At 33.6% G+C, this 26,431-nt stretch carries 29 protein-coding genes; 21 read left to right on the top strand and 8 right to left on the bottom strand.

What is annotated here, in order from left to right; all coding sequences use genetic code 11:
- The first annotated feature begins 56 nt into the window (after nt 1-56).
- The 13 genes from P5P90_RS06200 (at nt 57) to P5P90_RS06145 (ending at nt 12,060) form a co-directional block, all read left to right on the top strand.
- On the top strand, nt 57-935 hold the full coding sequence (locus P5P90_RS06200; protein WP_278036299.1) for a hypothetical protein: 879 nt from the start codon (nt 57-59) through the stop codon (nt 933-935).
- On the top strand, nt 936-1,388 hold the full coding sequence (locus P5P90_RS14160; RefSeq protein WP_340696456.1) for a glycosyltransferase: 453 nt from the start codon (nt 936-938) through the stop codon (nt 1,386-1,388). It abuts the gene before it with no gap.
- Nucleotides 1,334-2,095: a glycosyltransferase family 4 protein gene (locus P5P90_RS06195; protein WP_340696455.1), complete on the top strand. Its 762-nt coding sequence runs from the start codon at nt 1,334-1,336 to the stop codon at nt 2,093-2,095. The genes P5P90_RS14160 and P5P90_RS06195 overlap by 55 nt, the downstream gene beginning before the upstream one ends.
- Entirely contained in the window at nt 2,092-2,754 is a 663-nt protein-coding gene (locus tag P5P90_RS06190; protein ID WP_278036298.1) for a hypothetical protein, read from the top strand. Before P5P90_RS06195 ends, P5P90_RS06190 begins: the two co-directional genes overlap by 4 nt.
- Nucleotides 2,751-3,521 (top strand): glycosyltransferase family 2 protein, encoded by a 771-nt coding sequence (locus tag P5P90_RS06185; RefSeq protein ID WP_278036297.1) that lies wholly within the window; start codon nt 2,751-2,753, stop codon nt 3,519-3,521. Before P5P90_RS06190 ends, P5P90_RS06185 begins: the two co-directional genes overlap by 4 nt.
- Nucleotides 3,522-3,621: 100 nt before the next feature.
- Nucleotides 3,622-4,416, top strand: a complete 795-nt coding sequence (locus P5P90_RS06180; RefSeq protein ID WP_278036296.1) for a glycosyltransferase family 2 protein — start codon at nt 3,622-3,624, stop codon at nt 4,414-4,416.
- 4 nt (nt 4,417-4,420) lie between these two features.
- Nucleotides 4,421-5,443 (top strand): hypothetical protein, encoded by a 1,023-nt coding sequence (locus tag P5P90_RS06175; RefSeq protein WP_278036295.1) that lies wholly within the window; start codon nt 4,421-4,423, stop codon nt 5,441-5,443.
- Entirely contained in the window at nt 5,440-6,432 is a 993-nt protein-coding gene (locus tag P5P90_RS06170) for a glycosyltransferase family 2 protein (protein WP_278036294.1), read from the top strand. Before P5P90_RS06175 ends, P5P90_RS06170 begins: the two co-directional genes overlap by 4 nt.
- Before the next feature lie 196 nt (nt 6,433-6,628).
- Nucleotides 6,629-6,988: a serine O-acetyltransferase gene (locus P5P90_RS06165; RefSeq protein WP_278036293.1), complete on the top strand. Its 360-nt coding sequence runs from the start codon at nt 6,629-6,631 to the stop codon at nt 6,986-6,988.
- Nucleotides 6,989-6,991: 3 nt separating this feature from the next.
- Complete coding sequence (locus tag P5P90_RS06160) at nt 6,992-8,110, top strand: glycosyltransferase family 4 protein (RefSeq protein WP_278036292.1); 1,119 nt, start codon at nt 6,992-6,994, stop codon at nt 8,108-8,110.
- Complete coding sequence (locus P5P90_RS06155) at nt 8,107-9,192, top strand: glycosyltransferase family 4 protein (protein WP_278036291.1); 1,086 nt, start codon at nt 8,107-8,109, stop codon at nt 9,190-9,192. Before P5P90_RS06160 ends, P5P90_RS06155 begins: the two co-directional genes overlap by 4 nt.
- The gene (locus P5P90_RS06150) at nt 9,185-10,543 is read left to right on the top strand and encodes an O-antigen ligase family protein (RefSeq protein ID WP_278036290.1); all 1,359 of its coding nucleotides are present in this window, start codon (nt 9,185-9,187) and stop codon (nt 10,541-10,543) included. Before P5P90_RS06155 ends, P5P90_RS06150 begins: the two co-directional genes overlap by 8 nt.
- Before the next feature lie 128 nt (nt 10,544-10,671).
- Nucleotides 10,672-12,060, top strand: coding sequence for an exopolysaccharide biosynthesis polyprenyl glycosylphosphotransferase (locus P5P90_RS06145; RefSeq protein ID WP_278036289.1), 1,389 nt, complete (start codon nt 10,672-10,674; stop codon nt 12,058-12,060).
- A 3-nt stretch (nt 12,061-12,063) separates the two neighbouring features.
- On the opposite strand, the gene P5P90_RS06140 is transcribed toward P5P90_RS06145, so the two are convergent.
- Entirely contained in the window at nt 12,064-13,233 is a 1,170-nt protein-coding gene (locus P5P90_RS06140) for a lipoprotein N-acyltransferase Lnb domain-containing protein (RefSeq protein ID WP_278036288.1), read from the bottom strand.
- Between the two features lie 145 nt (nt 13,234-13,378).
- Between P5P90_RS06140 and P5P90_RS06135 the strand changes: the two genes are divergently transcribed.
- Together P5P90_RS06135 and P5P90_RS06130 are read left to right on the top strand one after the other, a co-directional pair.
- Nucleotides 13,379-14,104 (top strand): CDP-alcohol phosphatidyltransferase family protein, encoded by a 726-nt coding sequence (locus P5P90_RS06135; protein WP_278036287.1) that lies wholly within the window; start codon nt 13,379-13,381, stop codon nt 14,102-14,104.
- Nucleotides 14,085-14,954, top strand: coding sequence for a glycoside hydrolase family 25 protein (locus tag P5P90_RS06130; protein WP_278036286.1), 870 nt, complete (start codon nt 14,085-14,087; stop codon nt 14,952-14,954). Before P5P90_RS06135 ends, P5P90_RS06130 begins: the two co-directional genes overlap by 20 nt.
- On the opposite strand, the gene P5P90_RS06125 is transcribed toward P5P90_RS06130, so the two are convergent.
- From P5P90_RS06125 to P5P90_RS06110, 4 genes are all read right to left on the bottom strand, one after another.
- Nucleotides 14,955-15,197 (bottom strand): DUF5808 domain-containing protein, encoded by a 243-nt coding sequence (locus P5P90_RS06125; RefSeq protein WP_278036285.1) that lies wholly within the window; start codon nt 15,195-15,197, stop codon nt 14,955-14,957.
- A gap of 56 nt (nt 15,198-15,253) precedes the next feature.
- A complete protein-coding gene (lptB, locus tag P5P90_RS06120) occupies nt 15,254-15,994 on the bottom strand; it encodes an LPS export ABC transporter ATP-binding protein (protein WP_278036284.1) in 741 nt (246 codons plus the stop codon).
- An 85-nt stretch (nt 15,995-16,079) separates the two neighbouring features.
- A complete protein-coding gene (tatC, locus tag P5P90_RS06115; RefSeq protein WP_278036283.1) occupies nt 16,080-16,889 on the bottom strand; it encodes a twin-arginine translocase subunit TatC in 810 nt (269 codons plus the stop codon).
- The gene (locus P5P90_RS06110; protein WP_278036282.1) at nt 16,889-17,854 is read right to left on the bottom strand and encodes a KpsF/GutQ family sugar-phosphate isomerase; all 966 of its coding nucleotides are present in this window, start codon (nt 17,852-17,854) and stop codon (nt 16,889-16,891) included. Before P5P90_RS06110 ends, tatC begins: the two co-directional genes overlap by 1 nt.
- An 85-nt stretch (nt 17,855-17,939) precedes the next feature.
- On the opposite strand from P5P90_RS06110, the gene P5P90_RS06105 reads away from it, so the two are divergent.
- The gene (locus tag P5P90_RS06105) at nt 17,940-20,135 is read left to right on the top strand and encodes an ATP-dependent DNA helicase RecQ (RefSeq protein ID WP_278036281.1); all 2,196 of its coding nucleotides are present in this window, start codon (nt 17,940-17,942) and stop codon (nt 20,133-20,135) included.
- A 94-nt stretch (nt 20,136-20,229) separates the two neighbouring features.
- Here P5P90_RS06105 and P5P90_RS06100 read toward each other — a convergent pair whose 3' ends face one another.
- Nucleotides 20,230-20,469, bottom strand: coding sequence for a hypothetical protein (locus P5P90_RS06100; protein ID WP_278036280.1), 240 nt, complete (start codon nt 20,467-20,469; stop codon nt 20,230-20,232).
- A gap of 255 nt (nt 20,470-20,724) precedes the next feature.
- On the opposite strand from P5P90_RS06100, the gene P5P90_RS06095 reads away from it, so the two are divergent.
- The gene (locus P5P90_RS06095) at nt 20,725-22,305 is read left to right on the top strand and encodes an NAD(P)/FAD-dependent oxidoreductase (RefSeq protein ID WP_278036279.1); all 1,581 of its coding nucleotides are present in this window, start codon (nt 20,725-20,727) and stop codon (nt 22,303-22,305) included.
- A 147-nt stretch (nt 22,306-22,452) separates the two neighbouring features.
- Here the strand turns inward: P5P90_RS06095 and msrA are convergent, their stop codons facing one another.
- Both msrA and msrB read right to left on the bottom strand, forming a co-directional pair.
- A complete protein-coding gene (gene msrA / locus P5P90_RS06090) occupies nt 22,453-23,064 on the bottom strand; it encodes a peptide-methionine (S)-S-oxide reductase MsrA (RefSeq protein WP_278036278.1) in 612 nt (203 codons plus the stop codon).
- 3 nt (nt 23,065-23,067) lie between these two features.
- Nucleotides 23,068-23,643 (bottom strand): peptide-methionine (R)-S-oxide reductase MsrB, encoded by a 576-nt coding sequence (gene msrB / locus P5P90_RS06085; protein WP_278036277.1) that lies wholly within the window; start codon nt 23,641-23,643, stop codon nt 23,068-23,070.
- A 293-nt stretch (nt 23,644-23,936) separates the two neighbouring features.
- Here msrB and idi point away from each other — a divergent pair, with 293 nt between their 5' ends.
- The 4 genes from idi (at nt 23,937) to P5P90_RS06065 (ending at nt 26,406) form a co-directional block, all read left to right on the top strand.
- A complete protein-coding gene (gene idi / locus P5P90_RS06080; RefSeq protein ID WP_278036276.1) occupies nt 23,937-24,464 on the top strand; it encodes an isopentenyl-diphosphate Delta-isomerase in 528 nt (175 codons plus the stop codon).
- A gap of 23 nt (nt 24,465-24,487) precedes the next feature.
- Nucleotides 24,488-24,898 carry a 6-pyruvoyl trahydropterin synthase family protein gene (locus P5P90_RS06075; protein ID WP_278036275.1) on the top strand — a complete coding sequence of 137 codons (411 nt, stop codon included), beginning with the start codon at nt 24,488-24,490 and terminating at the stop codon, nt 24,896-24,898.
- On the top strand, nt 24,895-25,347 hold the full coding sequence (locus P5P90_RS06070; RefSeq protein ID WP_340696453.1) for a peroxiredoxin: 453 nt from the start codon (nt 24,895-24,897) through the stop codon (nt 25,345-25,347). Before P5P90_RS06075 ends, P5P90_RS06070 begins: the two co-directional genes overlap by 4 nt.
- A gap of 93 nt (nt 25,348-25,440) precedes the next feature.
- A complete protein-coding gene (locus P5P90_RS06065) occupies nt 25,441-26,406 on the top strand; it encodes a type I phosphomannose isomerase catalytic subunit (RefSeq protein ID WP_278036274.1) in 966 nt (321 codons plus the stop codon).
- The last annotated feature ends 25 nt before the right edge of the window (nt 26,407-26,431 follow it).

The raw sequence follows: 26,431 nt of genomic DNA, 5'->3' as shown, positions 1-26,431 counted from the left end.
AAAGTAGCTATAAAGAAAAGCTTTATTAGTTCTTACAGATACAGTTAAAAAAAATAATGAAACAATTTCTACAATTCACCATAAAAACAATAATCATACTATTGCTAATTGCAGTAGTATTAGACTATAGCTATACCTCAGTTTATTTGCATTCGAATAATCGAAATAAAATAGACTATGTTTACAATTCCAAAGCTACAAATTATGATGTAGTCATTTTAGGGTCTTCCAGAGCCAATAACCATTTTGTGACCGAAATGTTTGAGCAAAAAGGCTTGAAAACCTTCAATTATGGAATCAGTGGAGGGCATTTGTTTGAAGCTTCGTTGATGTTAAAATTAATGATGGAACGAGGCTACAAAATTAAAACACTGATGCTGGAAGCCGATTTGAATTTGTCTAACGAAAAGCGTTCCGAAACAGTTGCAGCCAAATTTTTGCCTTACCTTCACGACTCTGAAACAATCAAAAATCATTTTGCACCTGAGCCTGATTATATGCAAATCTATTTCATTCCCTTTTATCGATATATTAATTTTGATGCTTTAATTGGTTTCAGGGAAATGTATAAGACTTTTAGTAAGCAGCCAACGAATATTTTAGATAAAGGAGGATATCATGCTTTAGGAAATAAAAAAGGCAGGATGAAGAATGATATTAGAACATTAAAGCCATTGAAAAACAAATATTACGAAGAAATAAAGAATATTTGCGCTGCCAATAATATTAAGTTCATTGCTGTAATGACACCCATGTGTGAAAATACAAAAGGGATTGACTATTTTGAAAAAGTAAAAAAAGCTTATCCAGAAATTCATAACTACGAAAAGGTAGTAGAGGAAGACCAATATTTTTCTTCCTGTGGACATATGAATGATGCCGGTGCCAGAATCTTTACAGCCAGAATTATCAATGATTTTTTTAAAATAAAATAGATGCATATTGCCTTCTTGACTCCCGAATATCCTCATACTAAGCTAGCTCATGCAGCTGGGATAGGCACGAGTATTCAAAACTTAGCAAAAGCTTTAGTCCATCAAGGAGTTAAGGTGACAATATTGGTGTATGGTCAAAAAGAACAAAAAGTTTTCACCGATAATGAAATTCAAATTCACAGTATAAAGTATAAAAAGTTCCAATTTTTAACTTGGTTTTTTCATCGAAAATATATTGAGAACTATTGCAATTCGGTTATTAAACAACAAAAGATTGATTTAATTGAAGCAGCCGATTGGACAGGGATTACTGCCTTTATGAAATTCAAAATTCCTTTGCTAATTCGTTTTCATGGAAGTGATACTTATTTTTGTCATTTGGAAAAACGAAAACAAAAGTGGAAGAATTTCTTTTTGAAAAAAATGCTATTTCAAAAGCAGATGCTTTTATAGCCCCAACTTCTTTTGCAGGTGAATTATCGAAACAGCTTTTCAACTTAAAAGACAAAGAAATTCAAATTATTAATTATGGTTTGGATTTGGCTCGATTTGAAAATAAGGCTCCAGCCTTATTTGAAGAAGGTTTAATCTTGTATGTAGGAACGCTAATTAGAAAAAAAGGAGTTTTTGAATTGCCTGCTATTTTTAACAAAGTATGCGAACAATTCCCTGAGGCGAAATTACTTCTGATAGGAGGTGACGCTGCTGATGTATACTCACAATCGCATTCAACTTGGGAATTGCTACGGAAAGAATTTAAGGCTTCGGATATCGAAAAGGTGCATTATTTAGGTAAAATACCTTATGAGGAAGTGCAGCACTACATCAAAAAAGCTAATGTTTGCGTGTTTCCTACTTTTGCAGAAACCTTAGGCATGGTGACTATTGAAGCGATGGCAATGCAGAAAGCAGTGGTGAATTCTAATTTTGGTTGGGCTCAGGAGTTAATAACAGATGGTAAAAGTGGTTATTTGGTTTCACCAAAAGACCCTATTACATTTGCTCATAGAATTGTACAACTATTACAAAATAAAAAGCAGTGTTTAGTAATAGGTGCTAATGCTCGCCAGCGAGTAGAGTTACAATTTGATACGAAGAAAATAGTGCAACAAAATATAAGCTTTTATCAGCAATTGATAGATAAAAAAAATAGCAAGTGATAATCCTTTACCATAACAATAACAAATTAGTTCAGGTAGTAAGAAATGGTGAAAACTTAGATTTTCCTCAGTTTTCTATGGCTACTGCTTTAGTTCGTTTAGCCGAGAATTATCCTCAAGATTGGTTGATTTGGTGCAGTGAAGAAGTTGCTTCATATTTGAATTGTGATAATTTGGAAAAAATTTTCCATCATTATAAAATTATGGCCTCTTATACGATGGCAAAGCAGTTTTATATTCCAGCCGCTATTGGCTATGTGGAAGAGTCCCCCTTTATCAAGGTCAATAAGCAAGTATCATATCCTACCTGGTTAATGAGTGCTGATGCAGGTGGTATACATGCTTCGGTTGTACTTAAAATGGGGAGACTTATACCTAATGGGGCAGATTTTGAATATTTTTTAAATTCAATGGCTAAGTTAGGAATGATAGCAGGCCTTTTTTGTTATTCCGAACCTCGATTGCTAACTACGATTAATCAAGAGCGTAATACGAAAATTACTGCTGGTTTTTTCACTCTTTTCCGTTTCGTAAGACAGCATTATAAAAAAAGGTGGTTGTTGTTATTGTTTTTAAACCTAATGCTTTTTGAGAAACGATTTCCAGTGGCTCCTTTTTGTTATGCTTTATTTTTTAAGAGTAGAAAAAAATCCCATTGAATTTAGATTCTATTCTGGTACAATCAACGAAAGAGTTTGAAAGCGATTTTTCGATAGATGTCATTATTCCAACCATTGGAAGAAAAGAATACCTTTATGATGTCCTGAAGGATTTGGCGGTACAAACCCATTTGCCTAAAAAAGTAATCATTGTGGAACAGAATCCTATTCCAGAAAGCCTGCCAGAATTAGATTATATAAAGAATGGAAATTGGCCGTTTCAAATTCAGCATTTTTTTACACATCAGGCAGGGGCTTGTAATGCTAGAAATATGGCTTTGGCTGAGGTAAGTAGTAAGTGGGTGTTTTTAGCTGATGATGATATTCGATTTGATGCAATATTTTTTGAAAAAACATTTGAAAAGATAGAACAATACAAGGTATTGGCTTTAACTACTTCCTGTTTACAGCAGAACGAAATCCAACACTATAATACTATTCATCAATCGGGGATTTTTGGCTCCGGTAATAGTTTTGTGAAAAATAGCTGTCTTAAAAATGTACGATTTGATAAAGCCTTAGAATTTGGTTATGGTGAAGATACCGATTTTGGAATGCAATTACGCAATCAAGGATTTGATGTTATTTATTTTCCCGATTTGAAAATTACCCATCTAAAAGCACCAATGGGAGGATTTAGGATTCAAACCCAAAAAAAATGGGATGCAGATAAAATTCAGCCCAAACCGTCACCTACCATTTTGTATGTACTCCAAAAGTATTATACAAGAGAACAATTGAAAAGTTATAAATTAGTCCTTTTTTAAAATTACTAAAACACGAATCAGTTCGTAATTATGTTACTTTTTATAAAAACTTCAAACAAAGATGGATAAGAAGTGTTTATTGGGCAAATAATATATAAGGATGGAGGATGTACTAAAAATAAGTTTTTTAATTACACATTATAATAGACCTTATGATTTAGCTCAATGTATTAATGGAATAAGAAAAATTCCACTTACAAACTATGAAATTGTTGTGAGTGATGATGGAAGTTCTCCTCAAAATATTAAAACTATTCAATCATATGAAATAGATCAATTAGTTTTAGCTACAGTTAATCAGGGATTGGCTGCTAATATCAATAAAGGCTTGAAAGTTTGTAAAGGGCAATATATTATTTATTGTCAGGAAGATTTTATGATTAGCCCTGAAATATCAAATGTAATGGAAGAATGTTATGAATTATTAGAAAATAATAGTTTAGATCTAATTCGTTTTACTTCAAATTTTTATTTTAAAGAAACGATACCACTAAGTTCTTCGATAAGTAGAATACCAAAATTTTCTTGGAACAATTTTTTTTATAATTTTTATCAATACAGTGACCATCCCTTTATTATTAAAAGTGGTTTTCATGATCAATATGGTTACTATCAAGAAGAAACTTCTGGAAGATATGGTGAAACAGAATATGCAATTCGAATTTTAAAATCTAATGCAAAAATAGGGATAACTAATAGATTTATGGCTTTTTCAATTGAGGGAAGTAAATCTGTACTGGCTAATGAGTCTGATACAACTAGAAGAAATAACAGTAAACCACTCAATAAATCTTTAATTAAAATGGTCAGAGCTTTGAGGTTGTATATAGAATGCTTGTTGTATCAAAAATCTAACAGAGGATTAAAAACTTATAGAAATTACAGGGAAAAATAAATTTATGCTAAAAGTATACACAGAACAAATTTATTTAACACCGGAAAACAGAAGATTTGTTTTTCCGTTATTGTTTGATTTATGGTATGTGCCAAATACTGAGTTATTAGAAAAATACCAAATAGTTTCTGAAATTGCTGATTGTGATATTGCAGTAGTTCCTATTGATATTGCCCGTTATGATAGTTCTAAAAGGCAGCAAAAATTAAATGATTTTATCAAAAAAGCATCGGATTTAGATAAAAAAGTTTGGCTGTATTCAGGGGGCGATTATGGAAAAAGTGTATCTACAAATGCGTATACTTTTCGCTTAGGTGGTTTTGCTACTCTATTGGATTCGCAAACATTTATTTTACCTTCCTTTATAAATGATCCGTATGTTATTTTAGCAAAAGAATTTAGAACTTTGGATAAATCACCACAGGCTCAAATTGGTTTTGTAGGTCATGCTAATAATTCATTTGTAAAACGAATAAAAGAGTATTTGCTTTTTTTGAACTATAATTTTAAACGTTGGATAGGTAAAATACAAACGGATTTTCAACCCTTTTATTCATCTAGTAGTAAAAGGTACAAGTATTTAAAACAATTAGAGAAAAGTCCAGAAGTTGAAACCCATTTTATATTTAGAGATAAATACAGAGCGGGAGTAAAAACAACTGAAGAAAAGAGAGTAACTAGGCTGGAGTTTTTTGAAAATATGGAATCTCATCCTTATACTTTTTGTATGCGTGGAGTTGGAAATTTTTCGGTTCGTTTTTACGAAGCGCTTGCAATGGGTAGAATTCCATTTGTTGTTGATACCGATTTTAGTTTACCTTTAAACCAAGATATTAACTGGGATAAGCATTGTGTTATTGTAAAAGCAGATAAAATGGTTGCGTCTTTAATTGATTTTCATCAAAGAATAAGTGAAGAAGATTTTGAAATTATGCAGCAGAATAATAGAAAATTATGGCAAAGCCATTTAGAACGTAAAGCCTATTTTTTAAAAGTTTATTCCCTATTTAAGGTAGCTAGAAAATGAAATTTACATTAATCGTATGTACTTATATGCGTCCGGAACCCTTGTTGCGATTATTGCAATCCGTTCAAGAGCAAACCGTTTATCCTGATGAAATTATAATTATTGATGGTTCTTTAAATCGAGATACAGAATTTATTTTAAAAGAAAAGGCAATTCTAAATTTGCAGTATTTTTTGGTCGAAGATGACAATAGAGGATTGACAAGACAACGAAATTTTGGGATTTCAAAAGCTGCTATAGATTCTGAGATAGTGTGTTTTTTAGATGATGATACCGTTTTAGAGAATGATTATTTTGAGCAATTAATAAAAACCTATACTATTTTTCCTGATGCTTTAGGCGTAGGAGGTTATATTGTAAATGAAATTAAGTGGGAAAAAGTAGAAGCTAATTATATTCCAAATAGTAATGAATTCTATTTTGATGGCTGGAAACGTAAAGACGGAAGTCGTTTTGTGTTGCGGAAAAAATTAGCTTTAGATAGTAATTGTCCTCCAGGTTATTCTCCGTTGTATTCTCACGGTAGAAGTGTTGGTTTTCTTCCTCCAAGTCAAAAAATATATGAAGTAGAACAACTTATGGGAGGCGTTTCGTCTTTTAAGAAGTCCGTTTTTGAGACGTTTTCATTTTCAACATATTTTGAAGGATATGGACTATATGAAGATGCCGATTTTAGTTTACGATTGGCAAAAACAGGAAAATTGTATGTAAATACAAGAGCCAAAATAAGTCATTTCCATGAAAGCTCAGGTAGACCTAATCAATATCATTACGGTAAAATGGTGGTGCGGAACGGTTGGTATGTATGGAGAGTAAAAAATCCAGAACCTGTTTTTAGAGATAAATTTAAATGGCATGCAATAACGATACTTTTGATGTCAATTCGTTTTTTAAATACAGTAACAACTGCGAATAAAAAAGAGGCTTTTACAGAAGCCCTTGGGCGTTTTGTGGGTTGGTGCAGTTTATTTTTTAATAAACCAAAATAGATTTTATGAATTTATTTCAATTGATTTATTCAGATTATAAAAAATATAAAAAGTATGGAGGGAATTTTTTTCCATACTTTTTTTTACTCAAGGTTTTTGGGCTGTTTTTCAATATAGAATTGCCCATTTTGTTTATCAATTAAAGATTCCAATTTTAAAACAATTTTGTCAAGTTGTATGTTTACTATGGCAAAAAATGATTGAAATAAGTACAGGTATTTCAATTCCATCTTCTGCGGCAATTGGACATTCTTTTTATGTTGGTCATTTTGGAGGAGTAATCATAAATGCAAAAGCAATTATTGGTAACAATTGCAATATTTCTCAAGGAGTAACTATTGGTGTATCAGGTTTAAATGAAAGTAGAGGCGTTCCAAGAATTGGTAATAATGTGTATTTAGGAGCTAATAGTGTTGTTGTCGGAGCTATTGATATAGGAGATGATGTTTTAGTAAGCGCTTGTTCACTAGTGGTTAAAAATGTTGAATCGCATCATGTAGTATCCGGAGTTCCTGCAGTTATCATTTCATCTAAAGGTTCTAAAGGATATATATAAATTATGAAATTAATAGTGTTTTCATCTGCACCAATTATAAAGCTTGAAGGGAAATTACATATGTATGCTCCTTATGAAAAAGAAATGCAGCTATGGGCTAAATTTGTAGATGAAATTATTTTTTGTTGCCCTGTATGGAATGAAGATAGAGACCTATTGATTTCGGAATTAAATTTTTCAACTTCAAGGCTTATTCCACTCTCTGAATTCAGTATTAAAAGTATCAAGTTGGCATTTCAATCCATAGCTAAAGTATTGAAAAATGTTTTAATTATTTTCAAAGTCATGCAACAAGCCGATCATATTCATTTGCGTTGTCCTGGCAACGTGGGATTGTTAGCTTGCTTTTTACAAATACTTTTTCCATCCAAACCTAAAACGGCTAAATATGCCGGAAATTGGGATCCAAAAGCAAAGCAACCTTGGTCGTATCGTTTACAAAAATGGTTGTTAGCGAATACTTTTTTGACTCGAAACATGAAAGTCTTGGTCTATGGCGAATGGAGTAATCAATCGGTTAACATTACACCTTTTTTTACCGCCAGTTATTCAGAGAAAGAAATAGTAGTCGAGCCAAAGAAAATACAAGCTAATAAAACCATTCGACTGCTATTTGTAGGGAGTTTAGTAGAAGGAAAAAATCCCTTATATACCATACAACTTTTGGAACAATTGAGAGCAAAGCAAATAAATGCAGTGCTGGATATCTATGGTGAGGGGGTTTTGCGTTCGTCTTTAGAACATTACATTGTAGAAAACCAACTTCAAGAATATGTTATTTTACATGGGAATCAAAATCAGGAAGTGCTAAAAAAAGCTTATCAGGAGAGTCATTTTGTGGTATTAGCTTCTAAAAGTGAAGGTTGGCCTAAAGCCATTGCCGAAGCTATGTTTTGGGGTTCTGTTCCTATCGCTACTTCAGTTTCCTGTATTCCTTTTATGTTGGATGATGGGAATCGAGGGATTATATTGCAAAAAAAGCTGGACAAGGATGCTGAGGCTGTGCTGAGGCTAATAAATAATGCTGCAGATTATGAAAATAAAAGTGCGGCAGCGATACATTGGTCAAGAAAGTATACCTTAGAACGTTTTGAATTAGAAATTCAAAAACTAATCAGATGAGAGTAGTGCAACTAATAGATTCCTTGGAGGCAGGCGGAGCCGAACGAATGGCGGTAAATTATGCCAACACTTTGGCGGAAAATTGTGCTTTCTCTGCACTAGTGACTACACGCAAAGAGGGACTGCTCAAAGCGCAATTAAATCGCAATGTCGCCTACTTGTTTTTGAATAAAAAAAGAACCTGGGATGTTAATGCAGTTCTAAAATTACGAAAATTCATTCGTGACAATAAAATGCAAGTGATTCAGGCACACAGCTCGTCTTTCTTTTTAGCAGTATTGGTTAAATTGTGCTACCCGAAAATTAAAATTATTTGGCACGACCATTATGGGAATAGTGATTTTTTGTCCGAACGTCCCAAACGAGCTTTGCAACTGGCAAGTATGTTTTTTAGTGCTGTGATCGTAGTGAATGAAAAGTTACATCTTTGGGTAAAAGAATATTTGAAATGTCAAAATACGATCTATTTGCCCAATTTCGCAGTAGTCAATCAGGCTGTTAGCGAACCAACACAATTGAAAGGTCAAGCGGGGAAACGAATTTTATGTTTGGCCAATTTGCGAGAGCAAAAAAATCATTTAATGTTAGTAAAAGTGGCTGCTAAACTCAAAGAGTCCCATCCTGATTGGAGTTTGCATTTGCTGGGCAAAGATTTACAAGATGACTATTCTAGGATGATAAAGAACAGTATACAAGAACACAATTTGTCCCAACAGCTTTATATGTATGATACATGCTTGGATGTTGAAGCCATTATAGCTCAAGTTGAAATTGGAATTTTAACATCCATTTCAGAAGGACTTCCTGTAGCTGTTTTGGAATATGCTTTGGGTAAAAAAGTGGTTCTAGCCACCAATGTTGGGCAAATAGCGGCTCTTATTGAAGATAATAAAAATGGTTTTTTGGTGCCTTCTAATGATGTTGAAATGTTTTACAATCGATTGGTTCAGTTAATAGAGAATCCATCACTAAGAGATACCTTTTCAGAAAGGCTAAATGATAAAGTAGAGCACTATTTTTCGGCAACATCCACTATAAAGAAATATATTTGTTGGGTACAAAAAACAATTATTAATGAATAAATCGGAAATTAATTATATCCAACTCCTTGCGCTTCATGTAGGTTTAGCGGTAGTCCTGTTTTTTATTCCTTTTTTGTCTAAAATCTATGCCTTACTCATAGCCGTTATTGGGGTGTATTATATCATTAGTAAAAACAACCAAAATAATGAAGTGTTTTATGTTTCGGCCTATTTAGTGGGAGCCGAAGTGTTTTTAAGAATGACAGGAGGGAATTTAAATAATGAATACGTGAAAACAATCGTTTCATTGTTAATGTTGTTGGGTTTTGTATTGAGCGGTTTTTCAAAAAATAGTATCGTTTATTGGTTGTATTTTTTGCTACTAATACCAGGGATTATTGTGACGATGAGTAATCAAAATTTGGATTTAGAAATCCGTAAGGCAATAACCTTTAATATCTCGGGACCAGTTTGTTTGGGTTTGAGCGCTTTGTATTGTTATCAAAGAAAAATAACGTATAATCAATTGCATAATGGCTTGATTTTTTTAGGTTTACCCATAGTAAGTACCCTAACTTATTTATTGTTGTACAATCCTTCGGTAAGGGAGGTGGTTACGGGAACCCAGTCTAACTTTGCTACCTCAGGTGGTTTTGGTCCTAATCAAGTGGCAACCATTTTGGGCATAGGAATGTTTGTGTTTTTTTGCCAATTGGTTTTTTTATCGAAATCAAAAAGGATGATGTTGTTAAACGGGTTTTTGTTAGTAACCTGTAGTTACAGAGCCATTGTTACCTTTTCACGTGGAGGAGTTATTTCAGGAGTAGCAATGATAGTTTGTGTGATTCTGGCGACTTATTTTTTAGCGAATACATCAGGAAAAAGGAAAGTAAGTTGGATTGTTTTTGTGACGGGTATTTTGGCTTTGAGTATTTGGACTTATAGTGTCATTCAAACAAGTGGTTTAATTGCCAAAAGATATGCGAATCAAGATGCCGCAGGTAGGGTAAAAGAGGATCGATTGGGAGGAAGGGAACAAATACTTGGTACCGAACTAGAACTGTTTAAAGAAAATCCAATTATGGGTGTGGGTGTAGGTATGGGAAAGTCTTATCGAGGTGAAATGTTAGGAGAAGAAGTGGCAACTCATAATGAAATGACGAGATTGTTAGCAGAGCATGGCATGTTTGGGGTTCTAATACTTCTAATACTGTTAGTTACCCCGATTATTTTATATGTTCTGAATTATCAAAATATTTACTTTTTTTCGTTTTATTTTTTTTGGTTACTTACAATCAATCATGCCGCAATGCGTATAGCTGCACCAGCATTTGTGTATGCCTTAACCTTATTAAAACTGGTTATAGAACCTGCTCCTAAAGTCCAACAAGAAGAGGTTCAGGAGGGATAGTTTGCATTTAAACAGATAAACGGCAAATTGTAGCGCTTTTTTCAACTTAAATAATATTTTTGTATCGATAAGTGCAACTATCTCAATAGCTGTGCTACGCAATTTAAATTGAAGTGAGATAAAAACGAATGCCAAAAGACAAAATACATTTTGAAATTTCTGAAAGGAAAATGATGCTACATCTTGTAGATGTGCTTTGTATTGTGTTTTCGTTATATGCAGTGGGTTCTTTTTTTGATTTAAGTTATTTAAAAACTACAGTTTCCAATGTAACGCATTTAGTAGTGCTGATTTTCTATTTGAAAGTTATTGGTGCTATTTTTGAACTGTACAATCTTCAGGTTTCGAGTAATGAGTTTTTAATAGGTAGAAGTGCAATACTAACAGTTACAACGACGGTTCTGGCCTATTTTTTAACTCCTTTCTATGCCGCTTCTTTACCTACTAACCGACTACAAATCTTTACTTTTTTAGTCGTTATTTTTCTGTCTTTAGTGCTTTGGCGACTTTTTTATGTTCGTTTTTTAGCCTCCAAACGATTTCATCAAAATGCATTGTTGATATGTGATGAAGAACAGTTAAACGAATTGGTTTCGGGAATCGAGAGTATCGATCCACATTATAAAATTGTGGCCTATTGGAGTGATTCTGAGGAGAATTTTTCGACTCAACAAGCGAGTCTTAAAAAAGTTTCATCCACTGATTTGGTCAATTTTGTTCGAAAAGCAAAAATTAAAGAAATAGTGGTAGCCACTCAAAAAAAAGCAGCTATTACAGCCGATTTATACCAACAGTTATTAAAATTACTAGAATCTGGCAAAGTAATTAGAGAATATTCTCAGCTGTATGAAACAAAAACGCAACGCATACCAGTCAAGCATGTTGAACGTGATTTTTATCTTTTTTTTCCTTTTAGCCGCAGCAATCAAAACAGATTGTATCTGTCTATTGTGAGGTTGTTAGAAATTGTTTTATCGGTAGTTGGAATTGTAATTATGATACTTCTTATTCCATTTATATTTCTAATGAATACCATTGCGAATAGAGGTAGTTTGTTTTATACCCAAGAGCGTGTGGGGAAAGACGGTGTGATATTTAATATTTTAAAATTTCGCACAATGGTAGTAAATGCTGAATCCCAAAATGCTGTTTTTGCAACCAATAACGATAGTAGGATAACTGCTTTTGGGCGATTTATGCGAAAAACCAGAATGGACGAATTTCCACAATTTGTCAATATTTTAAAAGGGGAAATGGCAGTAATTGGTCCACGACCCGAGCGTCCTTTTTTTGTTAAAGAAATTACACAAATAATGCCTTTTTATGAAACCCGTCATATTATAAAACCAGGTCTTACTGGTTGGGCACAAGTAAACTACTCTTATGGAGAAAGTATAGACGATAGTTTAATTAAACTGCAATACGATTTGTATTATATCAAACACAGGAGTTTTTACTTGGATTTCAATATTAGCTTAAAAACAATAACAACGATCCTTTTTTATAGAGGACAGTAACTTCTATATGATGAGTGGAATCGGTTTTTTGTTTTTTAAAGCAATTTGAATTAAAAAATATGCCGAAGTCAATACCATTGGCATTACAATTAATAAATGCGCTTTATTAATCAGTATTCCCAAATAAACAGCCAGAGCAATTAAATTCAATAGCGAAAAGCGATAGCTCCACACGCGGTTTTTTTGGGCATAAAAAACAACTAAAACTAGCAGTAAGGGATTAAATAGAAGGACATTGTAATTGTTTGTTAATTCCAAATGATCAGAATAGAAACCCATAAAAAGGAAAAATAAGCCTACTATTCCCATTAAAGTAAAATAGCCATAATGAATCCCTTTTTTGTTTAAAATTACTAATAAAGCAATTACAAGGATATAAGTATAAATGTTATTCCACCAAGAACTAAGATGTGATTCTTCAAAATGTAACAGGGTTTGGTTTTCAGGTGCTAATGGCTGATTCTTGTACTGAATAAGTTTTAAGCTTTTTTGTAATTCTTGAGGCAAAAATAGTTTGGTTCCCAATTGGTCTACTTTCGAACCAAAAATAATGCTAGTGCCTAATTTCTCGTAAAAATGATAATCAAAATAAGGGAATAAAATACTTCGATAAGTCAAATCAGTATCTACTTTTTTAGTGATTATGTTGCTTCCTAGGGTTTTATTGATAATATCGACAACCATCGAAGTACAGTTTTTGTCAATAAATTTATAGGTGTAATGACTGTCTCCAGAGGCTAGTGAAGTATTGAGGTTCTCGAAAAGTTGTTGTTTTAATTGGAGTGGAATTTGTAATTCTTGTTCATCAACTGAACGATTTTCATAGGTATATTGGTTAATAAAATCAGTATAGCGATGGACCACAGCAAAATATTCTAAGTCCCCTTTGGCAAATTTAGGAACGAAATTAGGAGTGTTAAAATCAAATGCACCATAATTATAAACAGCATCTATAAAATTGGCATCGTCTTTAATTCGGATAGCGGTATGACCAAAGAGTGAATAGGATTCATTTCCTAGGCCACATGTAATCACGCTCACTTTGGCATCTTTTGATAATTGGATGTTTTGAGCCCAAAAGGCATTGAAAAAAAGAAAAAAGAATAAAAGGAATACCGTTTTTTTAGGTGTGAAAATAGCCGCCATAGTATTTGTCTTTGTTATTTTTTTCAAAAGTATCATTTTTTAATGAGCTAATGTATTTATGCATTTAAATATATAATCAATATTTCTTTCTGTTGATAATTGATGTTTAAGATAAGTGCAGGCATTCACTAATTATATTAAATTTGTGGCTATACTCAAAAATGCTAAAGAAATGAATATTAAAAAACACGTCCCGAATACAATTACATTATTAAATCTTTTTTGTGGTTGTATTGCCCTTGTTTTTGTGAGCCAACAGGATTTTCAAATGGCATTTTTCTTTGTTTTTCTGGGAATATTTTTTGATTTCTTTGATGGTTTTTTTGCCCGTTTATTTAAGGTTACAGGCGAATTAGGTTTACAATTGGATTCTCTTGCCGATATGGTTACTAGTGGAGTGGTTCCCGGTTATGTAATGTATTATTTACTATTAAACGGTCAGCATGAAATTACGAGTTGGAATTATTTTCCATTTGTAGGATTTGTAATTACTATGGGGTCATGTTATCGTTTGGCCTTTTTTAATATTGATACCCGTCAGTCGGAATCTTTTATCGGATTACCTACACCAGCTAATTCTTTGTTTATGTTAAGCTTGCCCTTAGTAATTGAAAATTCGGATTCGTTTTTTATTTTTGAATTGCTAACAAATCAATGGGTTTTAGTACTGATTACAGCATTTAGTGCTTATATTCTAAATGCCGAAATACCTTTATTTTCATTAAAAATCAAGAAGTTCACCTTGAAAGATAATCTGTTGCAAGTTAGTTTTATAACCCTAGCACTATTGTTAGTGCTGTTTTTTAAATACGCTGGAGTACCGCTTGTGATTATAAGTTATGTGTTGTTGTCGGTATTGAATAATAAGTTTTCTTTAGATGGCAAAGCAAAATCATAGGCGGCGTGTTATAACTACCCGAAAATCCCCAAAGAAATCGTCTACTAAAACACTGAAGAAGAAGCTTGTTCAGATTGCTATTGTTGTTTTTTCAATACTAATTTTCTTTGGAATTGTCTACCATTACCGCAACGGGCTGGCTTATTATTTTAGTTTTAAAACGGATAAGCTCTTGGATAAAGCGGCTAGAGAGAAGCATATTTCAGATGTTCGTAATTATCAAGTTTTAGAGAAAAAAGGCAACAAGGCTACCGGTTTTGATGTTTCAGAATACCAAGAGGATATTGAGTGGAAAGAGGTTAAGACTTTAGACGATGATTATGAATTGTCTTTTGTTTTTATTCGTGCGACTGTTGGTAAAGATCGATTGGATAAAAAATTCAATGAAAATTGGCGCAAAGCCAAAGAAAATCATTTTATTCGTGGGGCGTATCATTATTACCGTCCTGATGAAAATTCATTGGAACAAGCCGAACTTTTTATTAAAACGGTTCAATTGCAAAAAGGTGATTTACCCCCTGTTTTAGATATTGAACGTCTTTCTGAGAATCAATCTATGGAGCGCTTGAAAATTGGTTTAAAACGATGGTTGACTATGGTGGAAGCGCATTACAAAATGAAACCGATTATTTATACTGGCGAACGCTATTATGATGATTTCTTAAAAAAGGAATTCTCGGATTATCTATTTTGGATTGCTAATTATAATTTCTACAGAGAAAAAATGGATGAAGACTGGCTCTTCTGGCAATTCACCGAAAAAGCTTCCATTTCAGGAATAAAAGGCAATGTTGATGTCAATATCTTTAATGGAGATGTAGAGCAACTACGATTTATTACAAAGGAATAGTTATCGTGTTTTTTGGGTTTCTATGGTCAAGATGACTAAAGCGGCAAATAAAAGTATGCCTATCATTGCTAAAATCGATTTTGTATTGGCGAAATTAGTGGTAAATCCCATCCATTCAATTTTCTTGGGAGGAAAGATGCGTTTGTCTTTTGGATTGTAATAAAACATTCCCCAAATCCAATTGTTCGGGTCTTTAGACCATTTTTCTAATGTTTCTTTACTTGGATTGTTTGGATCTTCCATTTTTTATAGAATTAGTTTTAAAGCTGCTCACTAAAAACTGTACACTGAATACTTTCTTAAAACTCTAATTTCTTCTTTCTTAATTCGAAATTTTGTCCTAGATACACTCTTCGTACCATTTCGTCTTCTACCAATTCTTCTGGTTTTCCAGCTTTAAGAATTCCTCCTTCAAACATCAGGTAGGTTTTATCGGTAATAGCAAGGGTTTCCTGTACGTTGTGGTCTGTAATTAGAATTCCGATGTTTTTGTTTTTTAATTGCGCAACAATTCTTTGGATATCTTCAACTGCAACAGGGTCAACTCCTGCAAATGGTTCGTCTAGCAAAATGAATTTTGGATCCGTAGCAAGGCAACGTGCAATTTCAGTTCTACGGCGCTCTCCTCCTGATAATAAATCACCACGATTTGTACGAATGTGTTCTAAGCTAAATTCGGCAATTAAACTTTCCATTTTGGCGATTTGAGCTTCTTTGGAAAGCTTAGTTAGTTGCAAAACACTCAGGATGTTATCCTCAATACTTAATTTTCTAAATACAGAAGCTTCTTGTGCCAAATATCCAATTCCTTGCTGTGCTCTTCGGTACATTGGGAAATTTGTAATATCAGTATCGTCAAGGTGAATGCTTCCAGCATTTGGTTTTACTAAGCCAACAATCATGTAAAATGAAGTGGTTTTTCCAGCACCATTAGGGCCTAATAAACCAACAATTTCCCCTTGATTTACTTCAACCGAAATGCCTTTTACAACACTTCTTCCTTTGTATGTTTTTACTAAATTATCGGCTCTTAAAATCATTTGTATTCAATTATTTGAATTTTTGCTTGTTAGATTATTAGACAAATTAACGAATAACCCAATAAACAAATAGTGAAATTAACAATTAATTATTCTTTTCTTTTTTGGCAACAAAAACAGAAATAAAAATACTTGCTTCGTAAATTAATAGCATCGGGATGGCAACTATAGTTTGGCTCACTACATCAGGAGGTGTTACAATTGCGGCAATGATTAATACAAGCACTATGGAATATTTTCTATAGGTTCTTAAGAAATTAGGCGTTACTAGTCCTAGTTTAGTTAAGAAATAGATAATTATGGGTAATTCAAAAAACAATCCGCTAGCAAGTAGGGAGGTTTTTACCATCCCAATGTAAGAATCCAGTGTGAATTGGTTTAAAACTGTTGGGCTAATGGTGAAAGTCGCCACAAAATTCACAGACATGGGTATCACCACATAATAACCAAATACAACACCTAAAAAGAATAATAACGAGGAGAAAAAGATGAATATTTTAGCATGCTTTTTTTCATTTTGGTATAATGCAGGACTGATAAATTTCCAAACTTCCCATAATATATAAGGAAAACTAAGGATGAAACCGAAAAGAATACACATCCATATGAATACATTTACCTGTCCTTCCATTGTTGTATTTTGGATAATAAAAGGCATTTCGGTAATGCAAATGCTTTCGGCAAAACCGAGAGAGTGCGATAATTCACAAAAGTAAACATAGGTGAAAAAGTTTGCTCTTGTAGGACCAAATATAACCGAGTCGAATAAAAAATCACTAAAGCAATAAGCAACAAATGCCATGATAATGATAGCAATTGTACTTCGAACTAATAACCATCTTAAGTCTTCAAGATGATCTAAAAAAGACATCTCATTTACGTTTTTATTTGCCATTATAGGATTCCTTCTTTTAAAATATCATGTAAATGTAAAACTCCTTTGTATTCTTCATTGTCTATAACAATAAGTTGGGTTATGGAGTGGTTTTCCAATATTTGCAAAGCATCAATTGCCATCGTATTAGATGAAGTCCATTTTGGATTTTTGGTCATGATGTCTTTAGCTGTCAAGTCGGTAAAACTATCTATATCGTTTAGCATTCTTCGAATATCACCATCGGTTACAATACCTACAACTTTGTTGTTTTCTATAACGGCAGTTACTCCCAATCTTTTTTCAGAAATTTCAAAAATTACTTTTTTTACTGGAGTCTCAGGACCTACTATTGGTTTTTGATTGTGCTCAATCAAGTCTTTCACTTTGAGTAAAAGTTTTTTCCCTAAAGCGCCACCTGGATGGTATTTAGCAAAATCTTCTGCTTTAAAATCGCGCATTTCCATTAAGCAGATGGCTAAAGCGTCTCCCATTACTAATTGAGCAGTGGTACTATTCGTAGGGGCGAGGTTAATTGGGCAAGCTTCTGCATCTACAGTAGTGTTTAAAACATAATCAGAACCTTTAGCTAATGCCGAACTGGTGTTTCCACAAATTCCAATTAGTGGATTCCCATCTCTTTTTAATAAAGGAATAAGCGCTTTGATTTCGGGGCTGTTTCCACTCTTAGAAATACAAATGATAACATCGTCTTTTTGAATCATACCTAAATCACCGTGGATAGCTTCGGCTGCGTGTAGGAACATAGATGGGGTTCCAGTTGAGTTAAAAGAGGCAACCATTTTTTGACCAATAATGGCGCTTTTTCCGATCCCGGTAACTACTAAACGACCTTTAGATTGAAAGATTAGTTCTACAGCTTTTGAAAAATTATCATCTAAATAATCAATTAATTTTACAATTGCTTCACTTTCAGATAAAATGGTTTTTTTGGCAACAGCCAATATATTTTCTTTGGATATCAAAACAGAATGTTTAAAATTTGTGTGTGTAAAAGAAATTTGTATCTTTATGTGATGCAAATTTATACAAAATACCAGATAATAAAGAATGAATTCAAACGAAATTGATATCCATAAAGAATTAAAGAAATATTTTGGCTTTAGTCAATTTAAGGGATTACAAGAGCAAGTGATAACAAGCTTAATGAAGAAGCAAAATACATTTGTGATAATGCCTACAGGTGGGGGAAAATCTTTGTGTTATCAACTACCAGCTTTAATTCAAGAAGGGACTGCAGTAGTAGTTTCTCCATTAATTGCTTTAATGAAAAATCAGGTAGATGCTATACGGAGTTTGTCTTCTGAAAATGGCATCGCTCATGTGTTAAATTCTTCACTTACTAAAACCGAAATAGCTCAGGTTAAAAAGGATATTACTTCTGGTTTAACTAAATTATTATATGTTGCTCCAGAGTCTTTAACCAAAGAAGAGAATGTTAGTTTTTTAAGAAGTGTGCCTATTTCCTTTGTTGCTATTGATGAGGCGCATTGTATATCGGAATGGGGACATGATTTTAGACCTGAATATCGAAATCTAAAAAATATTATTAAGCAAATAGGTGATGTTCCTGTGATTGGACTTACCGCAACTGCTACTCCAAAAGTACAGGAAGATATCCTTAAGAACTTGGATATGTCTAATGCAGTTACTTTTAAGGCATCGTTTAATAGACCTAATTTATTTTATGAAGTACGCACGAAAACCAAGAATGTCGAATCAGATATTATTCGTTTTATTCGTCAGCATAAAGGGAAGTCGGGAGTAATCTATTGTTTGAGTCGTAAAAAAGTAGAGGCTATTGCCGAGGTATTGAAAGTAAACGGTATTAGTGCAGTTCCGTATCATGCAGGATTGGATGCGAAGACCAGAGCCAAGCACCAAGATATGTTTTTGATGGAAGATGTAGAGGTGGTAGTGGCAACAATTGCATTTGGTATGGGAATTGACAAACCAGATGTACGTTTTGTAATACACCACGATATTCCAAAATCATTAGAAAGTTATTACCAAGAAACGGGTCGTGCTGGTCGTGATGGAGGAGAAGGACATTGTTTAGCCTATTACTCCTATAAAGACGTTGAAAAGTTAGAGAAATTCATGTCAGGTAAGCCTGTAGCAGAGCAGGAAATTGGATTTGCTTTGTTACAAGAAGTGGTGGCTTATGCCGAAACTTCGATGTCAAGAAGAAAATTCTTGCTACACTATTTTGGTGAAGAATTTGATAGCGAAACAGGCGAGGGAGCTGATATGGATGACAATGTAAGGAATCCAAAAACCAAAGTGGAAGCTAAAAACGAAGTGGTTAAGCTTCTGGAAGTGGTTCGCGATACCAAACATTTGTATAAGTCGAAAGAAATTGTCTTCACCTTGATAGGTCGTGTGAATGCTGTCATCAAGGCGCATCGTACTGATTCGCAGTCTTTCTTTGGTTGTGGTGCCGATCACGACGAAAAATACTGGATGGCTTTGTTACGACAGATTTTAGTTGAAGGTTATTTGTCTAAAGATATTGAAACATACGGAATTGTGAAAATCACTCAAAAGGGATTGGATTTTATTGCTAATCCAACTTCTTTCATGATGTCTGAGGATCATGAATACAGTGAGGCTGATGATGAGGCAGTAGTTACGGCTTCTAAATCGGCAGGTACTGCTGATGAAGCATTAATGGAAATGTTGCGTGACTTGCGTAAAAAAGTAGCTAAGAAATTAGGAGTGCCTCCTTTTGTTGTTTTCCAAGAACCTTCTTTAGAAGATATGGCTTTGAAATATCCAGTAACTTTAGCAGAATTAACTAATATTCACGGTGTAGGTGAAGGTAAGGCTAAAAAATACGGAGCAGATTTTGTGGCTTTAATTAATCGATATGTAGAGGATAATGATATTATCAGACCAGATGATTTGGTAGTGAAATCTACGGGAACTAATTCGGCGAACAAATTATATATCATTCAAAATATTGATAGAAAATTGCCATTAGATGATATCGCTAAAGCAAAAGGATTAACGATGGATGCATTGATTAAAGAAATGGAGCAAATTGTTTATTCTGGAACCAAGCTAAATATTAAATATTGGATTGATGATATGCTTGATGAAGATCAGCAGGAAGAAATTCATGATTATTTCATGGAATCAGCAACCGATAAAATTGAAGAAGCATTAAAGGAATTTGATGGCGATTACGATATCGACGAATTGCGTTTGATGCGCATTAAATTTATAAGCGAGGTAGCAAATTAGAGAATAAATTCCAATATTTTAAATTCCAAATTCCAAGTGCTATAATATTGGGATTTGGAATTTTTTTATTGGATTTTTTTAAGTTATTTGTAATTTACTCTATGTAAAGTTCCCCTCGATGCGGTTTCAAAGCATCTCTGACCTGAATCATATTTTCGTCAGTTACCACCATAAATGCGATAGCGTGCATTTCGTCATAAACTTTAAAACCAGTAATATTTATAGGTAATTTTTCAATAGTGATGTATTCTTTTAAGTGGATTTCGTGATGTTCGGCAGTTTTTGCAGAAGCAGGGCCGCGAAAATCCCAAATCAATTTTATTTTTCTAGACATTGATAATAGTTTCAAAGATTTTAAGTGACAAAGGTACAAAGTCTTTCTTAAAAGGGCTAAGTTTGTAAGAGGTTAAGGTGCTGGTTTTTTTTCGATAGAGCCTCACTACGATGCGTTTTTACTATTATGTAAATCTGCTTCAATCTGTGTAAATCTGCGTGCAAATTTTGGAGTAAAGATAAAATCTCATTTCAAAATTGTATTTTTGCAACTTCTTTTCATAGAAAGAAAAGCCAATAAAATAAATACATCATCATGCCCAAAGAACTTTTACTTCAGGTAACTCCGGAAATTGCTGCCAACGAATCTTTGCTTAAAGATCATTTGTCCAAACAAATAAAAGTAGCTGTTTCTGAAATTCAGCATGTTGTGATTCTAAAGCGTTCAATTGATGCCCGCCAAAAAGTAGTTAAAATCAATTTGAAAGTGCTTATTTATTTAAAAGGGGAAGCTTTTCAGGAAAAACCATTACAACTACCGGATTATCCAAATGTAGCTAATGCACAGGAAGTAATTGTGGTAGGGGCTGGTCCTGCGGGACTTTTTGCAGCATTACAGTTGATTGAATTGGGTTTAAAACCAATTTTGATTGAGCGCGGAAAAGATGTTCGTGGTCGTCGTCGAGATTTGAAAGCTATCAATCGCGATCATATTGTAAATGAGGATTCTAATTATTGTTTTGGCGAAGGTGGAGCAGGAACTTATTCGGATGGGAAATTGTATACGCGTTCTAAAAAGCGTGGCGATGTGAATCGGATTTTAGAATTATTAGTGGCTTTTGGTGCTACACCTGATATTTTAGTGGATGCACATCCGCATATTGGAACGAATAAATTGCCAAAAATTATTGAAGATATCCGTGAGAAAATCAAGGAATGTGGCGGTCAGGTTTTGTTTGAAACACGAGTTACGGATATTTTGGTTAAAAATAATGAGGTAGAAGGAGTGGTGATACAAAACGGAGACAAAATTTTGGCGAATAAGTTGATTTTAGCTACCGGACATTCGGCTCGAGATATTTTTGAATTATTAGACAGAAAAAAAATATTGATTGAAGCTAAACCTTTTGCTCTAGGCGTTCGCGCTGAGCATCCGCAATCTTTGATAGATAGTATTCAGTATAGCTGTGATTATCGTGGTGAGTTGTTGCCACCAGCGCCATATAGTATTGTGAAGCAAGTAGGAGGGCGAGGGATGTATTCTTTTTGTATGTGTCCCGGAGGTGTCATTGCGCCTTGTGCTACCAGTCCTGGTGAAGTCGTGACAAATGGCTGGTCGCCTTCTAAAAGGGATCAAGCTACTGCTAATTCGGGTATTGTTATCGAATTGAAATTGGAAGATTTTAAGCCTTTTGCCAAATTTGGTGCCTTGGCAGGAATGGAATTCCAAAAAAGCATCGAACAAAAAGCATGGCATTTGGCAGGTGAAACTCAAAAAGTTCCTGCACAAAAAATGATTGATTTTACCCAATCCAAAGTTTCAAAAGATATTCCGAAAACTTCTTATGTACCGGGAACTACTCCGGTTGAATTAGGGCAAGTTTTTCCTGGGTTTTTAACACAAATATTACGCGAAGGATTTACTGCTTTCGGGAAGTCTATGAAAGGTTATTTAACTAACGAAGCGGTATTGCATGCGCCGGAATCCCGAACCTCTTCACCTGTTCGTATTCCTAGAGATACAATGACTTTAGAGCATTTGCAAATAAAAGGTTTGTATCCTTGCGGTGAAGGAGCGGGTTATGCAGGTGGAATTATCTCAGCTGCCATTGATGGCGAAAAATGTGCTTTGATGATTGGTGAAGCATTAGGTAAAAAAGCCCGAATTATTACTTAGTTTCGAAGTTGCCACGAATTACACCAATACACAAATTCGAAACCGAAAAACATATTTCACTGATTTTTACTTTGTGTATTGGTTTATGAAATTAAGGGAAATTTGTTTTTGTGCTAATTTGTGCAATTTGTGCAATTTGTGTTCGTATTATTTTTTCAATCTGTTTTTAAAGACCTTTTCAAACTTTTCTAATTTAGGTTGGATGACCAAACGACAATAGGGTTTATTTGCATTGTTGATAAAATAGTCTTGATGATAGTCTTCTGCTTCATAGAAATTTTTGAAAGGTTCAACTTTTGTAACAATGGGATTGTTGTAAACTTTGTTTTTGTTTAATTGATTGATGATTTCTAGAGCTGTTTTTCTTTGTAATTCATTATGGTAAAAAATAGCCGAACGGTATTGTGTTCCCACATCGGCTCCTTGACGATTCAGGGTGGTAGGATCGTGTACCGTGAAAAAAACTTTTAGGATTTCATCCAGATTGGTTTTGGTTTTATCAAATGTAATTTGAACAACTTCGGCATGTCCTGTTTTTCCTGTACAAACGTCTTCGTAACTAGGATTGGCTAATTTTCCTCCTGAAAATCCAGAAACTACTGTTTTTACACCTTCTAAATTTTCAAAAATGGCTTCAATACACCAATAGCAGCCACCGCCTAGAGTGATTGTTTCTAGATGAGTGTTGTTTTTATTTGGCTTAGTTTGAGCATCTATATTTAAAGCAAATAACAGAATTAATAATAAAAACTTTTTCATAGTTTAATTTTGAGTGTTTTCGATAAGTAAATTGTTGTCTGGAATGAAGTCTAGTGCAATTGAATTCATACAATATCTTTTTCCAGTGGGTGCAGGACCATCATCAAATAGATGCCCTAAATGACCATCACATCTTCCACAAAGAGCTTCAATTCGTTCCATATTGTAGGAGTAGTCGTTTTTGAATACGATACTTTTTTTATTTTCTTGTTCAAAAAAACTGGGCCATCCACAACTGCTGGAAAATTTGGATGTAGAGCGAAAAAGCATATTTCCACAAGATGCGCAATAGTATGTTCCTTTTTCGTCAGTGTTCCAATATTTGCCTGTAAATGCTCTTTCGGTTTCGGCTTTTCGCATCACTAAATACACATCTTCGGGTAAAACTTTTTTCCATTGTGCATCGCTCAATTTAAGTTTTGTGGTGTCTGAATTGGAATAATAAGGATTAGATGGTTTAGTGATTTTATTTTCTTTTATTGCCGTTTCTGCAACTGTATTTTTTTTGTTTTGTCCACAGGCTGAAAGAACAAATAAAGGAATAATGAATATCAGATTTATTAAAGAATTTGTTTTCATAAATGGATTGCTTATTCGTTTTTAAAGTTTAGGGCTGTTAATGAGTCTTTTGTATAGACAAAGATAGCTGTCAATTGGTTTTGTTTACTACAACGAAGGCTATTTTTAACAGCTATTTGGGGCTTGTTTAACAATTGTATTTACGTAATCGCACTTTCTTTGGTTTTTTAATCGGATAAGGATGTAAGCAAGTGTTTCTTTTCTAAGAATTTTTTGTAATATAATTCAAAGAGAACGTTAAAGACGGCTTGTTTCCTTATCTTTTTTGTATTTTTGTTTACCTATAAAAATATATGTTAGAAGAAAACGTAATACTGGTTAACGAAAATGATGAGCCTATTGGCTTGATGCCTAAATTAGAAGCTCATGAAAAAGCGGTATTACACCGTGCTTTTTCGGTTTTTGTTTTAAATGATAAAAACCAATTGATGTTGCAGCAACGTGCGCATCATAAATACCATTCTCCATTGTTGTGGACTAATACTTGTTGTAGTCATCAGCGCGAAGGCGAAACAAATCTTCAGGCTGGAAACAGAAGATTGATGGAAGAAATGGGTTTTAAAACCGATTTAAAAGAATTGTTTCATTTTATTTATAAAGCCCCTTTTGATAATGGCTTGACAGAGCATGAATTGGATCATGTGATGATTGGCTATTATAATGAGGAGCCTATAATTAATTTGGACGAGGTTGAAGCGTGGAAATGGATGGATATTGAAGCTGTGAAACAGGATATTACTTTAAATCCAGAGATTTATACCATTTGGTTTAAGATTATTTTTGATGAATTCTATCATTATTTAGATGAACATAAAGTTTAAACACTTTTGATTTATATAGGATTATGAAAGTAACAATAAGTAGAAAAGCACATTTTAATGCTGCTCATCGTTTGTATCGCAAAGACTGGAGTTTCGAACAGAATGATGCTGTTTTTGGGAAATGTAATAATCCAAATTTTCATGGGCATAACTATGAACTGATTGTGAGTGTTACGGGTCCAATTAATCCCGAAACAGGTTACGTAATGGATGCTAAGATTTTAGCTGATATTATTAAGGCTGAGGTTGAAGATGCATTTGATCATAAAAATCTCAATTTAGATGTATCTGAGTTTGAAAATCTAAATCCAACAGCTGAAAACATTGTGGTGGTAATTTGGAATAAGATAAGAAAGCAAGTAGAAAGTCAATTTGAACTAGAGGTAGTGTTATACGAAACACCTCGAAATTTTGTAAGCTATAAAGGATTATGATGCCATTGAAGGAAGGGGATAAGATACCTCATTTTACCGCTAAAGATGCCAGTGGTCAGTTGTTTGAAAGCCACACTGTGTTTGGAAAAAAAGCAGTTATTATTTATTTTTATCCAAAGGATAATACACCTCAATGTACTGTTCAGGCTTGTGGTTTTCGGGATAATTATTCGGGATTTTTAAATTTAGGTGTTGATGTCATCGGAATTAGTGTTGATGATGTGGCTTCTCACCAAAAGTTTATCCAAAAATTTAATTTGCCTTTCACACTTTTAGCTGATACCGATAATTCAATTCGTAAGCTTTTTGGTGTTCCATCTAAAATATTTGGTTTGCTTCCGGGTAGAGTGACCTATTTAGTAGATAGTGACGGAATCATTCAAAAGGTTTTTGATAGTGTTTTAGGGATGAAGCATGTCACTAAAATGTTGGAAACAATAAAAAAATAAATCGAATATTAAGTACAAAGTAGCTTTTCAAAGTAAATGTTAGGCTACTTTTTTATTATAAACAATTACAATCTTTAAAAATAACAATTACTAATGAAGAGTATCTATCCATTACAGTTTGAACCTATTTTAAAAGAAAGAATTTGGGGTGGTGAAAAATTAAAAACAGTTTTAGGTAAACCAATTCAGTCTTCAACAGTTGGGGAAAGTTGGGAACTTTCTACCGTTGAAGGTGACGTTAGTGTTGTGGCTAATGGCGAATTGAAAGGAACCTCTTTAATGATACTTATTGATGAGAGTCCAAATGAGATTTTAGGTACTGCTGTTTATGCACGATTTGGAAAACAATTTCCATTATTATTTAAATATTTAGATGCTCGCGAAGATTTGTCAATACAAGTTCATCCAAATGATGCTTTAGCTAAAGAGCGTCACAATTCGTTTGGTAAAACGGAAATGTGGTATATCATGCAAGCCGATGAAGATGCACGTATAATAGTTGGTTTCAAAGAAAAATCAAATGCAGAGGAATATGTGGCAAATCTTAAAAATAAAACCTTACTATCTATTTTGGATGATGTGAAAGTAAAATCCGGAGATGTGTTTTTTCTTGAAACAGGAACGGTTCATGCAATTGGAGCGGGCTTAGTAGTTGCCGAAATTCAGCAAACCTCTGATATTACCTATCGTATTTATGATTTTGATAGAGTTGATGCTCAGGGTAATGGAAGGGAATTGCATATAGATTTAGCATTGGATGCAATTAATTATGATAAAGTAGATACGTATAAAAACTATAGTAAAGAACCTAATAAATCAAATACAGTAGTAGATTGTCCTTATTTTACCACTAATTTAATTCCATTAGATGGCGAAGTAAAAGTGAATAAAAATGGAGAAACTTTTACAGTGTATATGTGTGTAGAAGGAAGTTTCGAATTAGATTATAATGGTATGAAATACAGCTATAAAAAAGGAGATACTGTGTTGATTCCGGCAGAAATTAAAGCATTTGTTTTAAGTGGAAAAGCTTCTGTTTTAGAAATATACATTTCATAGTGACTAATAGAAAGTTTATGTGTAC

This window comes from Flavobacterium nitratireducens, from assembly GCF_029625335.1.
Classification (GTDB): Bacteria; Bacteroidota; Bacteroidia; order Flavobacteriales; family Flavobacteriaceae; genus Flavobacterium; species Flavobacterium nitratireducens.
The sequence above is the reverse complement of the archived record's forward strand: the minus strand, read 5'-3'. Positions and strand labels throughout refer to the sequence as shown.

Coding starts and splice junctions, on each gene's coding strand:
- P5P90_RS06200 (WP_278036299.1), top strand. CDS start 57: ATGAAACAATTTCTACAATTCACCATAAAAACAATAATCATACTATTG.
- P5P90_RS14160 (WP_340696456.1), top strand. CDS start 936: ATGCATATTGCCTTCTTGACTCCCGAATATCCTCATACTAAGCTAGCT.
- P5P90_RS06180 (WP_278036296.1), top strand. CDS start 3,622: ATGGAGGATGTACTAAAAATAAGTTTTTTAATTACACATTATAATAGA.
- P5P90_RS06175 (WP_278036295.1), top strand. CDS start 4,421: ATGCTAAAAGTATACACAGAACAAATTTATTTAACACCGGAAAACAGA.
- P5P90_RS06170 (WP_278036294.1), top strand. CDS start 5,440: ATGAAATTTACATTAATCGTATGTACTTATATGCGTCCGGAACCCTTG.
- P5P90_RS06165 (WP_278036293.1), top strand. CDS start 6,629: ATGATTGAAATAAGTACAGGTATTTCAATTCCATCTTCTGCGGCAATT.
- P5P90_RS06160 (WP_278036292.1), top strand. CDS start 6,992: ATGAAATTAATAGTGTTTTCATCTGCACCAATTATAAAGCTTGAAGGG.
- P5P90_RS06155 (WP_278036291.1), top strand. CDS start 8,107: ATGAGAGTAGTGCAACTAATAGATTCCTTGGAGGCAGGCGGAGCCGAA.
- P5P90_RS06150 (WP_278036290.1), top strand. CDS start 9,185: ATGAATAAATCGGAAATTAATTATATCCAACTCCTTGCGCTTCATGTA.
- P5P90_RS06145 (WP_278036289.1), top strand. CDS start 10,672: ATGCCAAAAGACAAAATACATTTTGAAATTTCTGAAAGGAAAATGATG.
- P5P90_RS06135 (WP_278036287.1), top strand. CDS start 13,379: ATGAATATTAAAAAACACGTCCCGAATACAATTACATTATTAAATCTT.
- P5P90_RS06130 (WP_278036286.1), top strand. CDS start 14,085: ATGGCAAAGCAAAATCATAGGCGGCGTGTTATAACTACCCGAAAATCC.
- P5P90_RS06125 (WP_278036285.1), bottom strand. CDS start 15,197: ATGGAAGATCCAAACAATCCAAGTAAAGAAACATTAGAAAAATGGTCT.
- lptB (WP_278036284.1), bottom strand. CDS start 15,994: ATGATTTTAAGAGCCGATAATTTAGTAAAAACATACAAAGGAAGAAGT.
- tatC (WP_278036283.1), bottom strand. CDS start 16,889: ATGGCAAATAAAAACGTAAATGAGATGTCTTTTTTAGATCATCTTGAA.
- P5P90_RS06105 (WP_278036281.1), top strand. CDS start 17,940: ATGAATTCAAACGAAATTGATATCCATAAAGAATTAAAGAAATATTTT.
- P5P90_RS06100 (WP_278036280.1), bottom strand. CDS start 20,469: ATGTCTAGAAAAATAAAATTGATTTGGGATTTTCGCGGCCCTGCTTCT.
- P5P90_RS06095 (WP_278036279.1), top strand. CDS start 20,725: ATGCCCAAAGAACTTTTACTTCAGGTAACTCCGGAAATTGCTGCCAAC.
- msrA (WP_278036278.1), bottom strand. CDS start 23,064: ATGAAAAAGTTTTTATTATTAATTCTGTTATTTGCTTTAAATATAGAT.
- msrB (WP_278036277.1), bottom strand. CDS start 23,643: ATGAAAACAAATTCTTTAATAAATCTGATATTCATTATTCCTTTATTT.
- idi (WP_278036276.1), top strand. CDS start 23,937: ATGTTAGAAGAAAACGTAATACTGGTTAACGAAAATGATGAGCCTATT.
- P5P90_RS06075 (WP_278036275.1), top strand. CDS start 24,488: ATGAAAGTAACAATAAGTAGAAAAGCACATTTTAATGCTGCTCATCGT.
- P5P90_RS06070 (WP_340696453.1), top strand. CDS start 24,895: ATGATGCCATTGAAGGAAGGGGATAAGATACCTCATTTTACCGCTAAA.
- P5P90_RS06065 (WP_278036274.1), top strand. CDS start 25,441: ATGAAGAGTATCTATCCATTACAGTTTGAACCTATTTTAAAAGAAAGA.